The 13,483-nt window shown below is 64.1% G+C and carries 18 protein-coding genes and 1 tRNA gene; 10 read left to right on the top strand and 9 right to left on the bottom strand.

Going from position 1 to position 13,483, the window contains the following annotated elements:
* Positions 1-6 precede the first annotated feature (6 nt).
* Positions 7-933 (bottom strand): TetR/AcrR family transcriptional regulator, encoded by a 927-nt coding sequence (locus B0G81_RS33535; RefSeq protein ID WP_134141480.1) that lies wholly within the window; start codon positions 931-933, stop codon positions 7-9.
* A gap of 135 nt (positions 934-1,068) precedes the next feature.
* Here B0G81_RS33535 and B0G81_RS33530 point away from each other — a divergent pair, with 135 nt between their 5' ends.
* Complete coding sequence (locus tag B0G81_RS33530) at positions 1,069-2,067, top strand: NAD-dependent epimerase/dehydratase family protein (RefSeq protein WP_134141474.1); 999 nt, start codon at positions 1,069-1,071, stop codon at positions 2,065-2,067.
* 242 nt (positions 2,068-2,309) lie between these two features.
* Here the strand turns inward: B0G81_RS33530 and B0G81_RS33525 are convergent, their stop codons facing one another.
* Both B0G81_RS33525 and B0G81_RS33520 read right to left on the bottom strand, forming a co-directional pair.
* Positions 2,310-2,594, bottom strand: a complete 285-nt coding sequence (locus B0G81_RS33525; RefSeq protein ID WP_134141470.1) for a DUF1488 domain-containing protein — start codon at positions 2,592-2,594, stop codon at positions 2,310-2,312.
* A 176-nt stretch (positions 2,595-2,770) separates the two neighbouring features.
* Entirely contained in the window at positions 2,771-3,049 is a 279-nt protein-coding gene (locus B0G81_RS33520) for a hypothetical protein (RefSeq protein WP_134141467.1), read from the bottom strand.
* A gap of 289 nt (positions 3,050-3,338) precedes the next feature.
* On the opposite strand from B0G81_RS33520, the gene B0G81_RS33515 reads away from it, so the two are divergent.
* Positions 3,339-3,530 carry a hypothetical protein gene (locus B0G81_RS33515; RefSeq protein ID WP_106283616.1) on the top strand — a complete coding sequence of 64 codons (192 nt, stop codon included), beginning with the start codon at positions 3,339-3,341 and terminating at the stop codon, positions 3,528-3,530.
* Positions 3,531-3,604: 74 nt separating this feature from the next.
* Positions 3,605-3,997, top strand: a complete 393-nt coding sequence (locus B0G81_RS33510) for a hypothetical protein (RefSeq protein WP_134141465.1) — start codon at positions 3,605-3,607, stop codon at positions 3,995-3,997.
* Positions 3,998-4,028: 31 nt separating this feature from the next.
* Here B0G81_RS33510 and B0G81_RS33505 read toward each other — a convergent pair whose 3' ends face one another.
* Both B0G81_RS33505 and B0G81_RS33500 read right to left on the bottom strand, forming a co-directional pair.
* On the bottom strand, positions 4,029-4,367 hold the full coding sequence (locus tag B0G81_RS33505) for an SMR family transporter (protein ID WP_116116753.1): 339 nt from the start codon (positions 4,365-4,367) through the stop codon (positions 4,029-4,031).
* A 4-nt stretch (positions 4,368-4,371) separates the two neighbouring features.
* Complete coding sequence (locus B0G81_RS33500; RefSeq protein ID WP_116148415.1) at positions 4,372-4,869, bottom strand: heme-degrading domain-containing protein; 498 nt, start codon at positions 4,867-4,869, stop codon at positions 4,372-4,374.
* A 240-nt stretch (positions 4,870-5,109) separates the two neighbouring features.
* Between B0G81_RS33500 and B0G81_RS33495 the strand changes: the two genes are divergently transcribed.
* A tRNA-Met gene (locus B0G81_RS33495) sits at positions 5,110-5,186 on the top strand.
* Here the strand turns inward: B0G81_RS33495 and B0G81_RS43925 are convergent.
* The gene (locus tag B0G81_RS43925; protein ID WP_166679104.1) at positions 5,165-5,329 is read right to left on the bottom strand and encodes a hypothetical protein; all 165 of its coding nucleotides are present in this window, start codon (positions 5,327-5,329) and stop codon (positions 5,165-5,167) included. The two genes, B0G81_RS33495 and B0G81_RS43925, sit on opposite strands and share 22 nt — an antisense overlap.
* A gap of 243 nt (positions 5,330-5,572) precedes the next feature.
* Between B0G81_RS43925 and B0G81_RS33490 the strand changes: the two genes are divergently transcribed.
* From B0G81_RS33490 to B0G81_RS33465, 6 genes are all read left to right on the top strand, one after another.
* Positions 5,573-6,118 carry an NUDIX hydrolase gene (locus B0G81_RS33490; RefSeq protein ID WP_106283619.1) on the top strand — a complete coding sequence of 182 codons (546 nt, stop codon included), beginning with the start codon at positions 5,573-5,575 and terminating at the stop codon, positions 6,116-6,118.
* A 9-nt stretch (positions 6,119-6,127) separates the two neighbouring features.
* Positions 6,128-6,865 carry a leucyl/phenylalanyl-tRNA--protein transferase gene (gene aat / locus B0G81_RS33485; RefSeq protein WP_116141036.1) on the top strand — a complete coding sequence of 246 codons (738 nt, stop codon included), beginning with the start codon at positions 6,128-6,130 and terminating at the stop codon, positions 6,863-6,865.
* Between the two features lie 102 nt (positions 6,866-6,967).
* Positions 6,968-7,789 carry an arginyltransferase gene (locus B0G81_RS33480; RefSeq protein ID WP_106283621.1) on the top strand — a complete coding sequence of 274 codons (822 nt, stop codon included), beginning with the start codon at positions 6,968-6,970 and terminating at the stop codon, positions 7,787-7,789.
* 122 nt (positions 7,790-7,911) lie between these two features.
* Positions 7,912-8,934, top strand: a complete 1,023-nt coding sequence (locus B0G81_RS33475; protein WP_134141462.1) for a quinone-dependent dihydroorotate dehydrogenase — start codon at positions 7,912-7,914, stop codon at positions 8,932-8,934.
* A 193-nt stretch (positions 8,935-9,127) separates the two neighbouring features.
* The gene (locus B0G81_RS33470; protein WP_134141460.1) at positions 9,128-9,922 is read left to right on the top strand and encodes a cystine ABC transporter substrate-binding protein; all 795 of its coding nucleotides are present in this window, start codon (positions 9,128-9,130) and stop codon (positions 9,920-9,922) included.
* A 117-nt stretch (positions 9,923-10,039) separates the two neighbouring features.
* Positions 10,040-10,699, top strand: a complete 660-nt coding sequence (locus B0G81_RS33465; protein ID WP_134141458.1) for an amino acid ABC transporter permease — start codon at positions 10,040-10,042, stop codon at positions 10,697-10,699.
* Positions 10,700-10,719: 20 nt separating this feature from the next.
* Here B0G81_RS33465 and lepB read toward each other — a convergent pair whose 3' ends face one another.
* The 3 genes from lepB to B0G81_RS33450 form a co-directional block, all read right to left on the bottom strand.
* A complete protein-coding gene (gene lepB / locus B0G81_RS33460; protein WP_134141456.1) occupies positions 10,720-11,418 on the bottom strand; it encodes a signal peptidase I in 699 nt (232 codons plus the stop codon).
* Between the two features lie 120 nt (positions 11,419-11,538).
* Positions 11,539-12,537 (bottom strand): Gfo/Idh/MocA family oxidoreductase, encoded by a 999-nt coding sequence (locus B0G81_RS33455; protein WP_134141452.1) that lies wholly within the window; start codon positions 12,535-12,537, stop codon positions 11,539-11,541.
* 147 nt (positions 12,538-12,684) lie between these two features.
* A complete protein-coding gene (locus B0G81_RS33450) occupies positions 12,685-13,410 on the bottom strand; it encodes an FCD domain-containing protein (RefSeq protein WP_116116745.1) in 726 nt (241 codons plus the stop codon).
* Between the last annotated feature and the right edge of the window lie 73 nt (positions 13,411-13,483).

Raw genomic sequence — 13,483 nt, 5'->3', positions numbered from 1 at the left:
ACGTTATCACGCAGTTGTGCTTTTGCGCCTCGCGGCCGGAGCGGCGACATCGCTCGCTGTGGCTTTGGCCGGTTTTTTAGCTAAAGGCTGCGCGGCGGGATCGTTGTCCGGTTGCGCCGGCGACCCGCTACGCGTTTCAGGGGATTTTTTCTTGCGTGCGCCAGCGGTGACCGCGGCGCCCGGCGCTTGCGTTGCGTGCGATGCGCCCAACCAGGCGTCGAGCGCGATGCCCACCAACGTGTCGAGCGGCGCGGTCGGGAACACGGGACACGTCAGATTCAGCGCGACGATGCCGTGCAAGTTCGCCCAGAACGCCTCGGCCCACACCGCCACGTCCATCGACGCCGACAGACGCCCCGCCGCTTTGAGTTCTTCGAGCGCGGAAATCATGATGTGCAACGCGGCCTCGCCGGGATCGTCTCCGGTAACGGCCGTCTCGCCGTTTGCTCCGTCAGCCGCCGTGGTTTTCGGATCCGCGCTCTGCACTGCGGCGCCCGCCGCCGCACCGCTTAGCGCCGCACCGGCATTAGCCGGATTCGCCACCACCTTACCCTTCGCCGCGCCGCCCAGCGCCGCGCCGGTGTAGCTCGGATCTTCCATGAAGATCAGCCGGTACGTTTCCGGATGCGCAACACCGAACGCCACGTAGGCCCGGCCGAGCGCCTTGAGCCGCTCCGCCGGATCGGCAATGCCCGCGAGCGGCACGAATGTCTCCAGCAGTTGCGCATAGCCTTCCGCGCACAACGCTTGCGCGATCTCGTCGCGACTTGCGAAATGCAGGTACAGCGTGGCCGGCGAATATTCGATGGCGTCGGCGATTTTGCGCATGGACAGCGCGGCAAAACCTTCGCGCATCACGATGCGCCGCGCGGCATCGAGGATGCGTTCGCGCAGTGCCTGTTTCTGGCGGTTCTTTCGTTCAGCGATTCCCATGACGAACATTCTCGGGTTGACAAACTGAAAAGTCAAATTAAACTGAACACTGTTCACTGAACAGTGTTCATTAAATTTTATATCATCAGTCACAATCCATGCGGACGCGACACGGCGCCGCTTCAAGGAGTCGTCATGCAAGTCACGGGCAAGGTGGGTTTATTCGGCGCCGCGGGCGCAGCTGGTCAGATCATCGCAGCGGCGCTCAGCGCGGCGGGCCGCGATTACCGGGTGGTCGGCCGCTCGCGCGAGCCGCTCGAGGCCGCGTTCGGCCACGATCCGCACGCGGAGATCGTCACGTGGAATCCGGACGACCCCGCTTCGATCCGCGCGGCGTCGCAGGATCTGCAGACGGTGATCTATCTGGTCGGCGTGCCCTACGATCAGTTCGCCGCACATCCGCCGCTCATGGAGAGAACGCTGGCGGGCGTGACGGCGGCGGGCGTCGAACGCTTCATTCTGATCGGCACGGTGTATCCGTACGGCCGCGCGCGCGGCAATCCGATCCGCGAAAATCATCCGCGCGAGCCGCACACGTTCAAGGGCCAAATGCGGCTCGCGCAGGAAAATCTGGTGCTGGCGGCACATGGACGCGATGGTCTCTCGGCGCTCGTGCTGCGCCTGCCCGACTTCTACGGCCCGAAGATCGAGCGCAGTCTGCTGAACGGCATGTTCGAAGCCGCGGCGACCGGCAAGCGCGCGCAGGTGATCGGCCCGGTGGATGTGCCGCATGAATTCATCTATCTGCCGGACATCGGACCGGTGGTCGAAAAGCTCACGCGCACGCCCGAGGCGTATGGACGCTGGTGGCACCTCGCCGGCGCGGGCACCATCACGCAACGCGAAGTGGCGCGGCAGGCTTATGCGCTAGCCGGCCGCCAACCGAAGCTGATGGTCGCCGGCAAGACCCTGCTGCGCGTGTTCGGTCTGTTCAACCCGTTGATGCGGGAACTGGTGGAAATGAATTACCTGATGACCGAACCGCTCGTGCTCGATGACTCGGCATTGACCGAACTGATCGGCCCGATCGCCAGAACGTCTTACGAAGAAGGCATTCGCCATGCATTCGATGCCGCGCGCGAGGCGGCATCGGCAAATGCGGGAGCAAACGGAAGCGCGGCGAGCGCGGCTTGAACGAAAGCGCAGAGGTCGTCGGGGTTGCGCGCGTGGCGTTTGCGAGTTGCGTTTGCGAGTTGTGCGGCGAGTTGCGCGATATTGTGCAGCGTCCGGCGCATCGGGTCAGCGCATGCGAACTCGCCGTGGCTCGCACGGCCCGCTCTGTGGCGGATTGCTCACCGCCGCAGCGCGTCCGCCCCGCCAACCCGCTGCCGTTGCGACGGAGTCCGCATGACCGCATGCTCACTCGGGCAGCGCGACTACCCCGCCACGTTGCCTGGCGGAAAGTGGCCACTCTTCAGCAACACAGGCGTGCCGTTGCTGATCTGCAAGTGCTCGCGCGCGACCGCTTCGATGCGCGGACGTCCGGCGTCGAAAGCGCGCATCCAGCCTTCCATGTCCTCGGAGTAGGCGCCGAAGTGATCTTCGAGCGCTTCGACCGAGATCGCGCACGGCACTGGTTCGCCGTCCACCAGCGCGGGAAAGACAACGGTCAGATTCGAGTCGCGGTAGGCAGGCGCGTCCGCGGGAAACCGAATTTCCATGGCTGCCTCATCAGAAAGATCCGACGGGAAACCGGCGCAGGCGATAACCGGCCGGCCCCGGAGAACGTCGTTATGGTACTCGCGCGGCCGGACCGAGGTCCACCCTGCCGCAGCGCTTTCATCAGCGGTTTTGCCGACAGGCCCGGCGACGCTTTTCTTCACCTTGCGCACCGCCATCAAGCGCTTCCCAGCAGGCGGTCGATGTAATCGCGCGCCGCCTGCTCGACGAAGACGAGCGCCTCCTCTTCGCTGCCGAAGCGCTGGCCGTCGCCGAGTTCGAGCAAGGTTTCCATGCGGTGAGGATCGTCCGGACCGTGTTCAGCCAGACTCACCGAGCCGACGTAAGTCCCGCTCGCGTTGCCCGCGGTCGCGGCCGGCGCGTCGGCCGCCGGCACGAGGCGCGCGGTGGCGCTGATGTAATAACCGCGGTAAGGGCCGCTGACCCGTTCAGCCATATTCGTTCTCCTTGTTGCAATTCATGAGTGGGCGCCGCGTCGAACCGCGTGCGATATGTCTGCCCGTGCGTCGACCTGCATATCGCCGGCTGCGTCCGTGCGTGCGAAAGCGGCGCGCGCGCCGGTGCACGGCCAACCAGTAAGTAAGGCGCGTCGCGAGCCGATTAGTTCTGCAGCGCGACCCGGCGATGCAGCCGTTCGCACTTGTTCGGCCCGCTCCGGTCGAACCGGATCATCGGCACGGTCCGTGCTGCCACGACGACGCCTTTTCGAGTTCAGTGAGCGCAATATGGGAAAATATTTTCTGCAAAGCCACGAATTGCCCGAACCGGATGCGGCGAACACTTGGTTTGCGTACGCCGAGAGCCATGGCATCGACATTCCAAAAGCCATCAGCATCTGGGAAGACGCAGCCACCAAAGAAGGCGAGCAAAGCCGCCGGATGGTCAGCGCGGCGGGCATTACGATCGAAACACCCTGAGCTTATCTCGAGCGTCGACAGGCGTTCCCGATCCACGTGGCGACCCGAATATCAATCTGAAAGGAAACATCACGATGCATTTCATGACGCAACTGCGCCGCGCCGGCCGCTTCAACCGCCTTCGAAGCGGCGCAGCGCCGGCTTTCGTTCGCCGCAGCCTGCTCGCGGCCGCCCTTCCCGCCGCCGTGCTGCTCGGCGCGGCGAGCCTTGCCGGCTGCGCATCGTCGAACACCACCTCGCTGATCAACCTGCCGAACGGCCAGACCGGCTTCGCCGTGAATTGCAGCGGCGCCGACGCCGCTTCCAGCTGGGCTTCGTGCTACGTGCAGGCCGGCAAGGCGTGCGGCGCGACGGGCTACGACATCGTCTCCAAAGACAATGACGAAGGCGGCACGGCGGGCGGCAGCGTCACGAATGTCGTCTCGGCCAACGTGAAAAACCGCTCGATGATCGTGCGCTGCAAATAAACGGCTGCGGCGCCGGTGCCGATGCAACGGCTCAGTGCGCCTGCATCTTCGAAAACATGTTCAGCACGGCAACGCCGGCAATGATCAACCCGAGTCCGATGACGGCCGGCACGTCGGGCACCTGCCGGTACAGCAGCACCGCGACCAGCGTGATCAGCACGATGCCGGCGCCGGACCACACCGCGTAGACGATGCCGACCGGAATGCTCTTCAGCGTGAGCGACAGACAATAGAACGCCACGCCATAGCCGACTACGACCACGGCGGAAGGCAGGAACCGCGAGAAGCCCTCCGACGCCCGCATCGCGGAGGTCGCAATCACTTCGGCCACGATCGCAATGCCGAGCAAGGCATAAGGAGGCAGCCGCATCGGCTCAGGCCTTTGCTAGCGCGAGCTTGCTGTAGTCGTGGCCGAGATGCGCGCACAGCGCTTCCACCACCAGCTCGTGATCGGCGCGCTGCGGCAGACCGGACACCGTGATCGAACCGATCACGCCCGCGTGCGCCACCGTCAACGGAAACGCGCCGCCATGCGACGCATATTCCGCGGCAGCCAAAGCGTGCTTGTCCGCGAGCGTGCCGCCGGCCTGCTGCAACTTCAGGCCGATCGCGTACGAACTGCGGCGAAAATGCGCGACCGTGTTGCTCTTGCGGCGCACCCAATCGATATTGTCCGGCGTCGCGCCGTCGAGCAAGCTGAAGAACAGCGGCTGACCGAAGGTGCGCACGTCGATCGCGACGGGGATACCGCGCGCCTTGGCGACCTCGTGCAGATAGGCGCCGACTTGCCACGCGCGGTCGGCGTCGAATTGTGGGAACACCAGCGTGTGTTCCTGAGCGGCAATCACCTGCAGGTCGTGAGCGATATCCATGGAGTTCAGAGCGAGGTAAGAGGTGGAGCGCGCGCCGCCGTGCGGGCAGGCAGCGTCGCGAGGGGAAACTGAATTCTAGCGCAGCACCTTACGCGCGCCTTCCGGCATGCGACGCAAGCCATGCGCGCAGCGACTTCGGCACTCACGCACGCGCCGACGCATGTCTCGTGGATTGAAGCCGGCTCTTAAATAGGTATTGCAACCCTACTGGCTTTGTTCTATAATCTTTTCTTCGACGGACGCGGGGTGGAGCAGTCTGGCAGCTCGTCGGGCTCATAACCCGAAGGTCGTAGGTTCAAATCCTACCCCCGCAACCAAGTTCATCAAGTCGGTTGGAGACGTCGAAAACAACATTCAAGGCTTGCCAAACCGGCAGGCCTTTTTTGTTTTCCCCAAACGGTTTGACAAGTTTTACACCGCGTAGCGCACCACCCGCGTTGTATTGCTGTTCTTTCAGCATCCATCCCAGCATCGGCTTGCAACACGGATCATTCGTCCGCGACACCATGCGCGCCCACGGATCGGCCCTCACGCGCGAAATGCTCGGGATTCCGAACCAAACGGTTGGGCCGTGCGCGATTTGCGCGCTGGTTCCTCCGCACCAGCCTCGTCGCCCACCCAATCCCGCTCGCCGTGATTTTGCGACCTGAGAAAAACTTCGCCCCGGTGATAAACTCCTGTCACCCTTTCTCGTCCCCTTCCTATGAAATTCTGTTCTGTCTGCGGCCAGGGTGTCAGCCTGAGCATTCCGCCCGGCGACAACCGCGAGCGCTTCGTATGCGGCAGTTGCGGCACGGTGCATTATCAGAATCCGCGCAACGTGGTCGGCACCGTTCCGGTGTGGGACGACAAGGTGCTGCTGTGCCGCCGCGCGATCGAGCCGCGCTACGGCTACTGGACGCTGCCCGCGGGCTTCATGGAAATGGGTGAAACGACCGCCGAAGCGGCATCGCGCGAAACGTTGGAAGAAGCCGGCGCGCGCGTCGAAGTGCAAAACCTCTTCTCGCTGCTGAACGTGCCCCACGTGCATCAGGTTCATCTGTTCTACATGGCGCGTCTGCTCGATCTCGACATTGCCGCCGGCGAAGAAAGCCTCGAAGTGAAACTCTTCGAAGAACATGAAATTCCTTGGGACGAGATTGCCTTTCCCACCGTCGGCCAGACCCTGCGTTTCTTTTTCGCCGACCGCGCCGCCGGCAGCTTCGGCCTGCACACGGGCGACATCTTCCGCTCGCTGCGCGAAGGTTGAGCGGCGCGCATGGTTCCCTGGCTCGGCCCTGACGACCCGTTTCCGCCCGTCGAACGCGCGCTCGGCGCGACCAGCGGCGCGCCGGGCCTGCTCGCCGCCAGCGGCGACCTGCTGCCGTCACGGCTGATCGACGCCTATCGGCGCGGCATCTTCCCCTGGTATTCGGACGGCCAGCCGGTGTTGTGGTGGAGTCCTGATCCGCGCATGATCCTGCGCCCCGCCGAATTCAAGGTCGCGCCGTCGCTGCGCAAAACGCTCCGGCGCGTGCTGCGCGAAGACGCGTGGGAAATCCGCGTCGACCATGATTTCGCCGCCGTGATGCGCGCCTGCGCGCAGGCGCCGCGACGCGGACAGCGCGGCACCTGGATCACCGCTGATGTAGTCGAAGCGTACTCGTCGCTGCATCGTGTGGGCGATGCGCACAGCATCGAGACCTGGTTCGAAGGCAAGCGCGTGGGAGGTTTGTACGGCGTGTCGTTCGGCAAAATGTTCTTCGGCGAATCCATGTTCGCGGAGGTCACGGATGCGTCGAAAATGGCGCTGGCCGCGCTTGTCGGACACTTGCGCCGTCACGAAATAGAAATGATAGACTGCCAGCAGAACACGTCGCATCTGGCGTCGCTAGGCGGTCGCGAGATAGCGCGCAAGGCGTTCATCGCGCATGTTCGCGCGTCGGTCGCGGCGCCGCCGATTCCCTGGCGCTTCGACAAGACCGCGTTGCTCGAGGTCGTCGCGCCAGCGTCGTAGGAAGAATCAGGCCGAATCCGGATCCCTCGCCCACCGAGCCGCGGGTCGTCGACCGCAGGGCGCCGGGTTTGCATTACCAGAGACGCTTCGAGAGCTGCCAACGTGACTCATCCCAACGAGCTGCCTCTTTCCCCGCTTTCGGCGCTGCAATTTTATGCAACAGCGCCCTATCCCTGCAGTTACCTGGACGGCCGCATCGCGCGCTCGCAAGTCGCCACTCCCAGTCACCTGATCAACTCCGACGTCTACACCGACCTCGTCAAGGCCGGCTTCCGGCGCTCGGGCGTGTTCACGTACCGGCCATATTGCGACGGCTGCCGCGCCTGCGTGCCGGTGCGCGTTCCGGTGGACCAGTTCGAGCCGAACCGCACGCAGCGCCGCGTCTGGAAGAAGCACGGCGAACTGGTCGCCACCGTCGCGCCGCTCCATTACGACGAAGAGCACTACGCGCTCTACATGCGCTATCAGTCGGCGCGGCATGCGGGCGGCGGCATGGATCGCGACAGCCGCGACCAATACGAACAGTTCCTGTTGCAGAGCCGGATCAACTCGCGGCTGGTCGAATTCCGCGAGCCGCTGCCGGACCGGCCGGATGCGCCGGGCATTCTGCGCATGATCAGCATGATCGATATCCTCGGCGACGGGCTCTCTTCGGTCTACACGTTTTTTGAACCGGGGCTGCCGAACACGAGTTTCGGCACCTACAACATCTATTGGCAGATCGAGCAGGCGCGCAGTCTCAAGCTACCCTACGTGTATCTCGGCTACTGGATTCGCGAGAGTCCGAAGATGGCGTACAAGGCGAATTTCCGTCCGCTCGAAGGTTTGATCGACGGCGCCTGGCGCGTGCTCGATCCCACCGGCGTGGATCTGCCGCCGGTCGATCTCGCGATACACGGCAAGCGCCCGCCGCTCAAGCCGTAGCCGCGTCACGGCAAGCAGGCGATCCGCTCAGGCCGCCGCCCAATCCCGTCAGACGGTCTCATTAAAAGCGCAAAGCCGGTAAAATAGCGGGTTCCCATTTTCCGGCCGCCCGGCTTCGTCCCGTGTTCAGTTCCCTCTACCCGCTTGTACGCGCCCAACTCTTTCGCATGGACGCGGAAGACGCTCACCATCTCACCTTGCGCATGCTCGGCGCGGCCGGCCGCACCGGTCTCGCCGGCGCCCTCGCGCCGCGCGTGCCGGATGCGCCGCGCACCGTGATGGGGCTGACGTTTCGCAACCCGGTGGGACTCGCCGCGGGCCTCGACAAGGACGGCGCCTGCATCGACGGCCTCGCCGCGCTCGGCTTCGGCTTTATCGAAGTGGGTACGGTGACGCCGCGCGCGCAACCGGGCAATCCGCGCCCGCGCATGTTCCGTCTGCCGCAGGCGAATGCCGTGATCAACCGGATGGGCTTCAACAACGCGGGCGTCGACCAGTTCGTGAAGAACGTGCAGGCCGCGCGCTATCGCGGCATTCTCGGCCTGAACATCGGCAAGAACGCCGACACGCCGATCGAACGCGCCGCCGAAGACTACCTGTACTGTCTTGAACGCGTCTATCCGTTCGCCAGCTACGTGACGGTGAACATCTCGTCGCCGAACACGAAGAATCTGCGCCAGTTGCAAGGCGCGGGCGAACTCGACGCGCTGCTCGCGGCGCTCAAGGAGAAGCAGCAGCGTCTCGCCGACATGCACGGCAAGCTCGTGCCGCTCGCGCTGAAAATCGCGCCGGACCTCGACGACGAACAGATCAAGTCGATCGCCGACACGCTGTTGCGCCACCAGTTCGAAGGCGTGATCGCCACCAACACCACGCTCTCGCGCACGGCCGTCGCCGGTATGCAATACGGCGACGAAGCCGGCGGCCTGTCGGGCAAGCCGGTGTTCGACGCGTCGAACGAAGTGATCCGCAAGCTGCGCGCGGAAGTCGGCGAAGCGGTGCCGATCATCGGCGTCGGCGGGATTTTTTCCGGCGAGGACGCGCGCGCCAAGCTCGCGGCCGGCGCGTCGCTGGTGCAGCTCTATACCGGGTTTATCTATCGCGGACCGGCGCTGGTCGCGGAATGCGCGCAAGCGCTGCGTTGAACCCGGTTGCGCTGAACGCCGCGCCAGCGCCCGCCCTACGGCGGCGCGCGGTGCGGCACCCTCGGTGTGCTCCGTCCTGCGTGCGCGCCCCGCGCCCGGAATATAGACATAAACAAACGATATTTAGATTTCGATAGTCTGCTTTGCTATGCTTTCGTCTGCTAAAACGCCGGACGAACAAAAAAGGAACTCGATGAAATTTGGCTTGTTTAAAAAGATTCTCGTCGCCGGTCTGATCGGCGCGTCGTTCACCGCGGTCGCCGCCCACGCCGACGACCTCCTCGATCAGGTCAAGCAGCGCGGCACACTGCGCATCGGTCTGGAAGGCACCTTCCCGCCGTTCAATTCGAAAGCGCCGTCGGGCGAGCTGGTCGGCTACGACGTCGACATCGCGAAAGCTGTCGCGGCCAAGCTCGGCGTGAAGCCGGAATTTGTGACGACGGAATGGAGCGGCATCATCGCCGGTCTGCAGGCGAACAAGTTCGACGTGATCGTCAACCAGGTCGGCATCACCGACGCACGCAAGCAGGCGCTCGACTTCTCGCCGGCCTACACGTATTCGGCCGCGCAACTAATCCAGCGTAAGGACGACACGCGCCAGTTCAAGTCGCTCGACGACCTGAAGGGCAAGAAGCTCGGCGTCGGTCTGGGCACGAACTACATGGACATGGCGAAGTCGGTGCCGGGCATCGACGTGAAGACGTACCCGGGCGCGCCCGAATATCTGCGCGATCTGGCCGCCGGCCGCCTCGACGCGGCGCTCAACGACCGCCTGATGCTCGCTTACCTGATGAAGAACTCGCAGTTGCCGCTGCGCACGGGAGCGAATGTCGGCGCGGGCAATCCTTCCGGCATTCCGTTCAGGAAGGGCAACCCGAAGTTCGCCAAGGCGATCGACGACGCAATGACCCAGCTCGAAGCTGACGGCACGTTTGCGAAGATCTCGGACAAGTGGTTCGGCATCGACGTCAGCAAGCCGATCAAGTAGTGCGCGCTGACTGAAAGGAAGGGCGGCATCGTCGACGATGCCGCCCTTCGCGCTTCTACAGCAACGTTTATGATGTGCGCTTTTTTTTGCGTGCCTAACCCGCCCACCGCTCAGCTCATGTCCACCACTTCCCTGCTCGTTGAATCGCTGCCTGTGCTCGCGCAGGGCGCCGTCCTGACGGTCAAGTTCGCGGTTCTGTCGATGATCTTCGGCCTGATCGCCGGCGCCGTGCTGGCGTTGATGGGCGTCAGCCACAACCGCGTGCTGAACTGGATCGCGCGTATTTACGTGAGTGTGATGCGCGGCACGCCGCTGCTGGTGCAGATCTTCGTGATCTATTACGGCTTGCCGAGTTTCGGCATATCGCTCGATCCGACGCCGGCCGGCGTGATCGCGTTGTCCGCCAACGTGGCGGCGTATCTGTCGGAGAGCATGCGCGGCGCGATCCTGGGGATTCAGAACGGTCAATGGCTCGCCGCCTACAGTCTCGGACTCTCGCGGCGCCAGACACTGCGCTACGTGATCGCGCCGCAAGCGTTGCGCATTGCCGTGCCGAGTCTGTCGAACAGTCTCATCAGCCTGATCAAGGACACCTCGTTGGTGTCGGTGATTACCGTCACGGAACTGCTGCGCAGCGCGCAGGAGATCATCGCGTCGACCTATCAGCCGCTGCCGTTGTATCTGGCCGCGGCCGCCGTTTATTGGGGGTTGTGTCAGGTGCTCGAGAGCGTGCAACGCTGGTACGAACGGCGCCTTGCGCTGCCGTCGCGCCACTGAGCACCCCGCGCGCTTCTGATTTAGCGGCGGGCGACAGAAGACGCCGGATCCAGCGGCGCGCCAAAGCGCTCGAAGCGCGGCGTGTAGTAGTGGTCCGGGTCGAGCGAAAACGCGACGCGGCGCGTGCGGCCCATCAGTTCCTTGCGTGGAAAGAAGCCGAAGTAACGCGAATCGGCGCTGTCGTCGCGATTGTCGCCGAGCATCAGATACTCCCCGGGCGGCACGACCACCGGCCCGAACGAATCGCGCGGGCTCGGCGCCTGCGGCGCGAGCCGCACGGAATGCGTGACGCCGTCGAAGCGTTCGGTTAGATAATCGCCGGGCGATGCGGCGTCGCCGGGCAGCGGCTTGAGCTTGAGCGGCTGGTAATCGGCGCGCACGCCGTTCACGTACAGCACGTTCTCGCGCATCGCCACGCTGTCGCCGGGCAAGCCGATCAGACGCTTGACGATCAACTCACGCGCCGCCGATGAATCGATCGTCACGATATCGCCACGCTGCGGATCGTGCAGATGCGCGATCGCGATATGCGTGAGCGGCACGCGCAAATCGTAGGCCATCTTGTCAACGAAGATCCGGTCGCCCTCGCGGATCGTCGGCAGCATCGAGCCACTCGGCACGACGTTCCAGTCGGCGACGGCGCTGCGAAACAACACCATCAGGAAGAGAAACGCAACGACGCTCTTGTTGTCGCGCCACAGTTTTCCGAGCATGCGCATGGCAGGCGGCTCCATTGGAAGGAATTCGAAAGCGGTGGACACGTGGAGCGTTTTCTCTCTCCGCATGCCCGCGCGAATCCTACCACCGCTGCCGCGCGCAATGCGGCAACGCCGGCGACGCTACTCTCCGGCGAACTTCAAGCCGAGCGCCGCGCGCGCCGCGTCGGCCATCGCGATCATCTGCAGCGACTTGCCATGCGGCATCACCGGACTTTCCGTCTGCCCCGCCCGGATCAGTTCGCAGAAGTGCGCGGTCTCGTAGTTCAGGCCGCCGCCTTCGAACGGCTCGTCGAGTTCGACCACGCGTCCGTCGGTATAACGGATCGTCGCGCGCGATGGATTCCACCACGGTTCGTGAATCGTGACGTGGCCCCCTTTGGCCATCAGCAGCGCGTCGCCCTTGCCGTGCAGATCGAGCCCGCAAAACAACTGGGCGATGCCGCCCTCGTGCTGACTGTTCAGGCTCGCGAACGTATCGACGCCGGTTGCGCCGAGCCGCCCCAGTGTCTGCACCTCAAGCGGCGCGCCCAGCCAGTCGACGGCGAGAAACATCTCGTAGATGCCGATGTCGAGCAGCGCGCCGCCCGCGTGCTCGAACGACAGCGCCGGATGATCGTCCGGCACGCCCGGCACCGAACAGCCGGCCCGCACCAGACCGACCGCACCGATCGGATCGGCATCTAGATGCGCGCGCAACTTTCTGTAGAGCGGGTAAAAGGGCGGCTTCATGGCTTCCATGAATAGCCGTTGCGCGGCGCGCGCGGCATCGAGCACGCGTTCGAGCTGCGGCTGATTGATGGTGGCGGGTTTTTCGCACAGCACGTGCAGGCCGGCTTGCAGCGCGGCGATCGCGTAGTCGGCGTGACTGTCCTGAACGGTGGCGATGTAGAGCGCGTGGATACCGCTCGCGAGCAGCGCGTCGAAACTCGCGCACACCTCGCCGCCGAATTCCCCGGCGAATGCCATAGCCGGTTCCGCGCGGCGCGACCACAGCGCGGTCAGTTGCGCGTGCGGCACGTGAGCGAGGCCTTGTGCGAAGCGACGGGCAATCCGGCCCGTCCCGACGATTCCCCAGCGGATCGTGCCGTCCGAGGGGATTTCCTGCGTTGCGATTGTCATCGTTCCTTCGAGTCCATGCAGATCAGAACAGGCGCTATTGTCGCGCATGCCGCACGCTCTCGCGTGGGCGTGAACGCGCGCCCTCTCGTATCGCACAGTCTCACAAGGAAAGATTAAAGACCCAGCGTGCCGCTGCAGCGGCGACGCTCAACTGTGTGCCGGCGGTTCCGGGGAAAACTGGCCGCTGATTTCTTCGGTGGTGTAGTCGATCATTGCAAGCGAGGCGAGTTCCGCTTCCTTCGGATCGCGCCGTTCGATCGCTTCGACCACACGTTGATGGGTTTTCACCGCCTTTTCCCATAGTCCCTCCCCGTCCCTTTCGGTCACGATGGGATTGACAGTGGATAGCGCGCCGCGAATGATCGCCGCCATCTGCTTGAAGAACTGATTGCCGCTCGCCACCACGATGCGGGTGTGGAACAGTTCGTCCGCTTCCTGATAGCCCGGCTCGCCCGGCCGGATCGCGCGGAATGCTTCGAACGCCTCGCGGATCGCGGCAATATCCGCCGCGCTGCCGCGCGCGGCCGCCTGCGCCGAGGCGCGCGGTTCGATCAGGATACGAAACTCGATCACGTCGCGCAAAAACAGCGGATCGGGTTTCGCGCGAAAACGCCAGTTCACGACGTCTTCGTCGATCATGCGCCAATCGCTCATCGAGCGGATGCGCGTGCCGATTTTCGGCCGCACGTCCAGCATGTCGCGCGCGAGCAGCATCGACAGCGCCTCGCGCATGACGGTGCGGCTGACGTCGAACTCCTTCGACAGCACATCCTGCGGTGGCAGTATGGCACCGTATTTCTCTTCGACGATGCCCGTGACCAGTCCGTCCATGACTTTGCTCACGAGCGATCGATCTTTGTTTGCCTGTTCCATGAAACTCTCCCCGAAGCGGTGTTTGCCCCCGCGTAGCCTGTTGATCGTGCGGCCCTTATGTCTCGTTTTATTG

Origin of the sequence: Paraburkholderia sp. BL6665CI2N2, assembly GCF_004366535.1 — a bacterium.
Taxonomy (GTDB): Bacteria; Pseudomonadota; Gammaproteobacteria; order Burkholderiales; family Burkholderiaceae; genus Paraburkholderia.
Note: the sequence above shows the minus strand (reverse complement) of the source record. Positions and strands in the feature narration are given on the sequence as shown.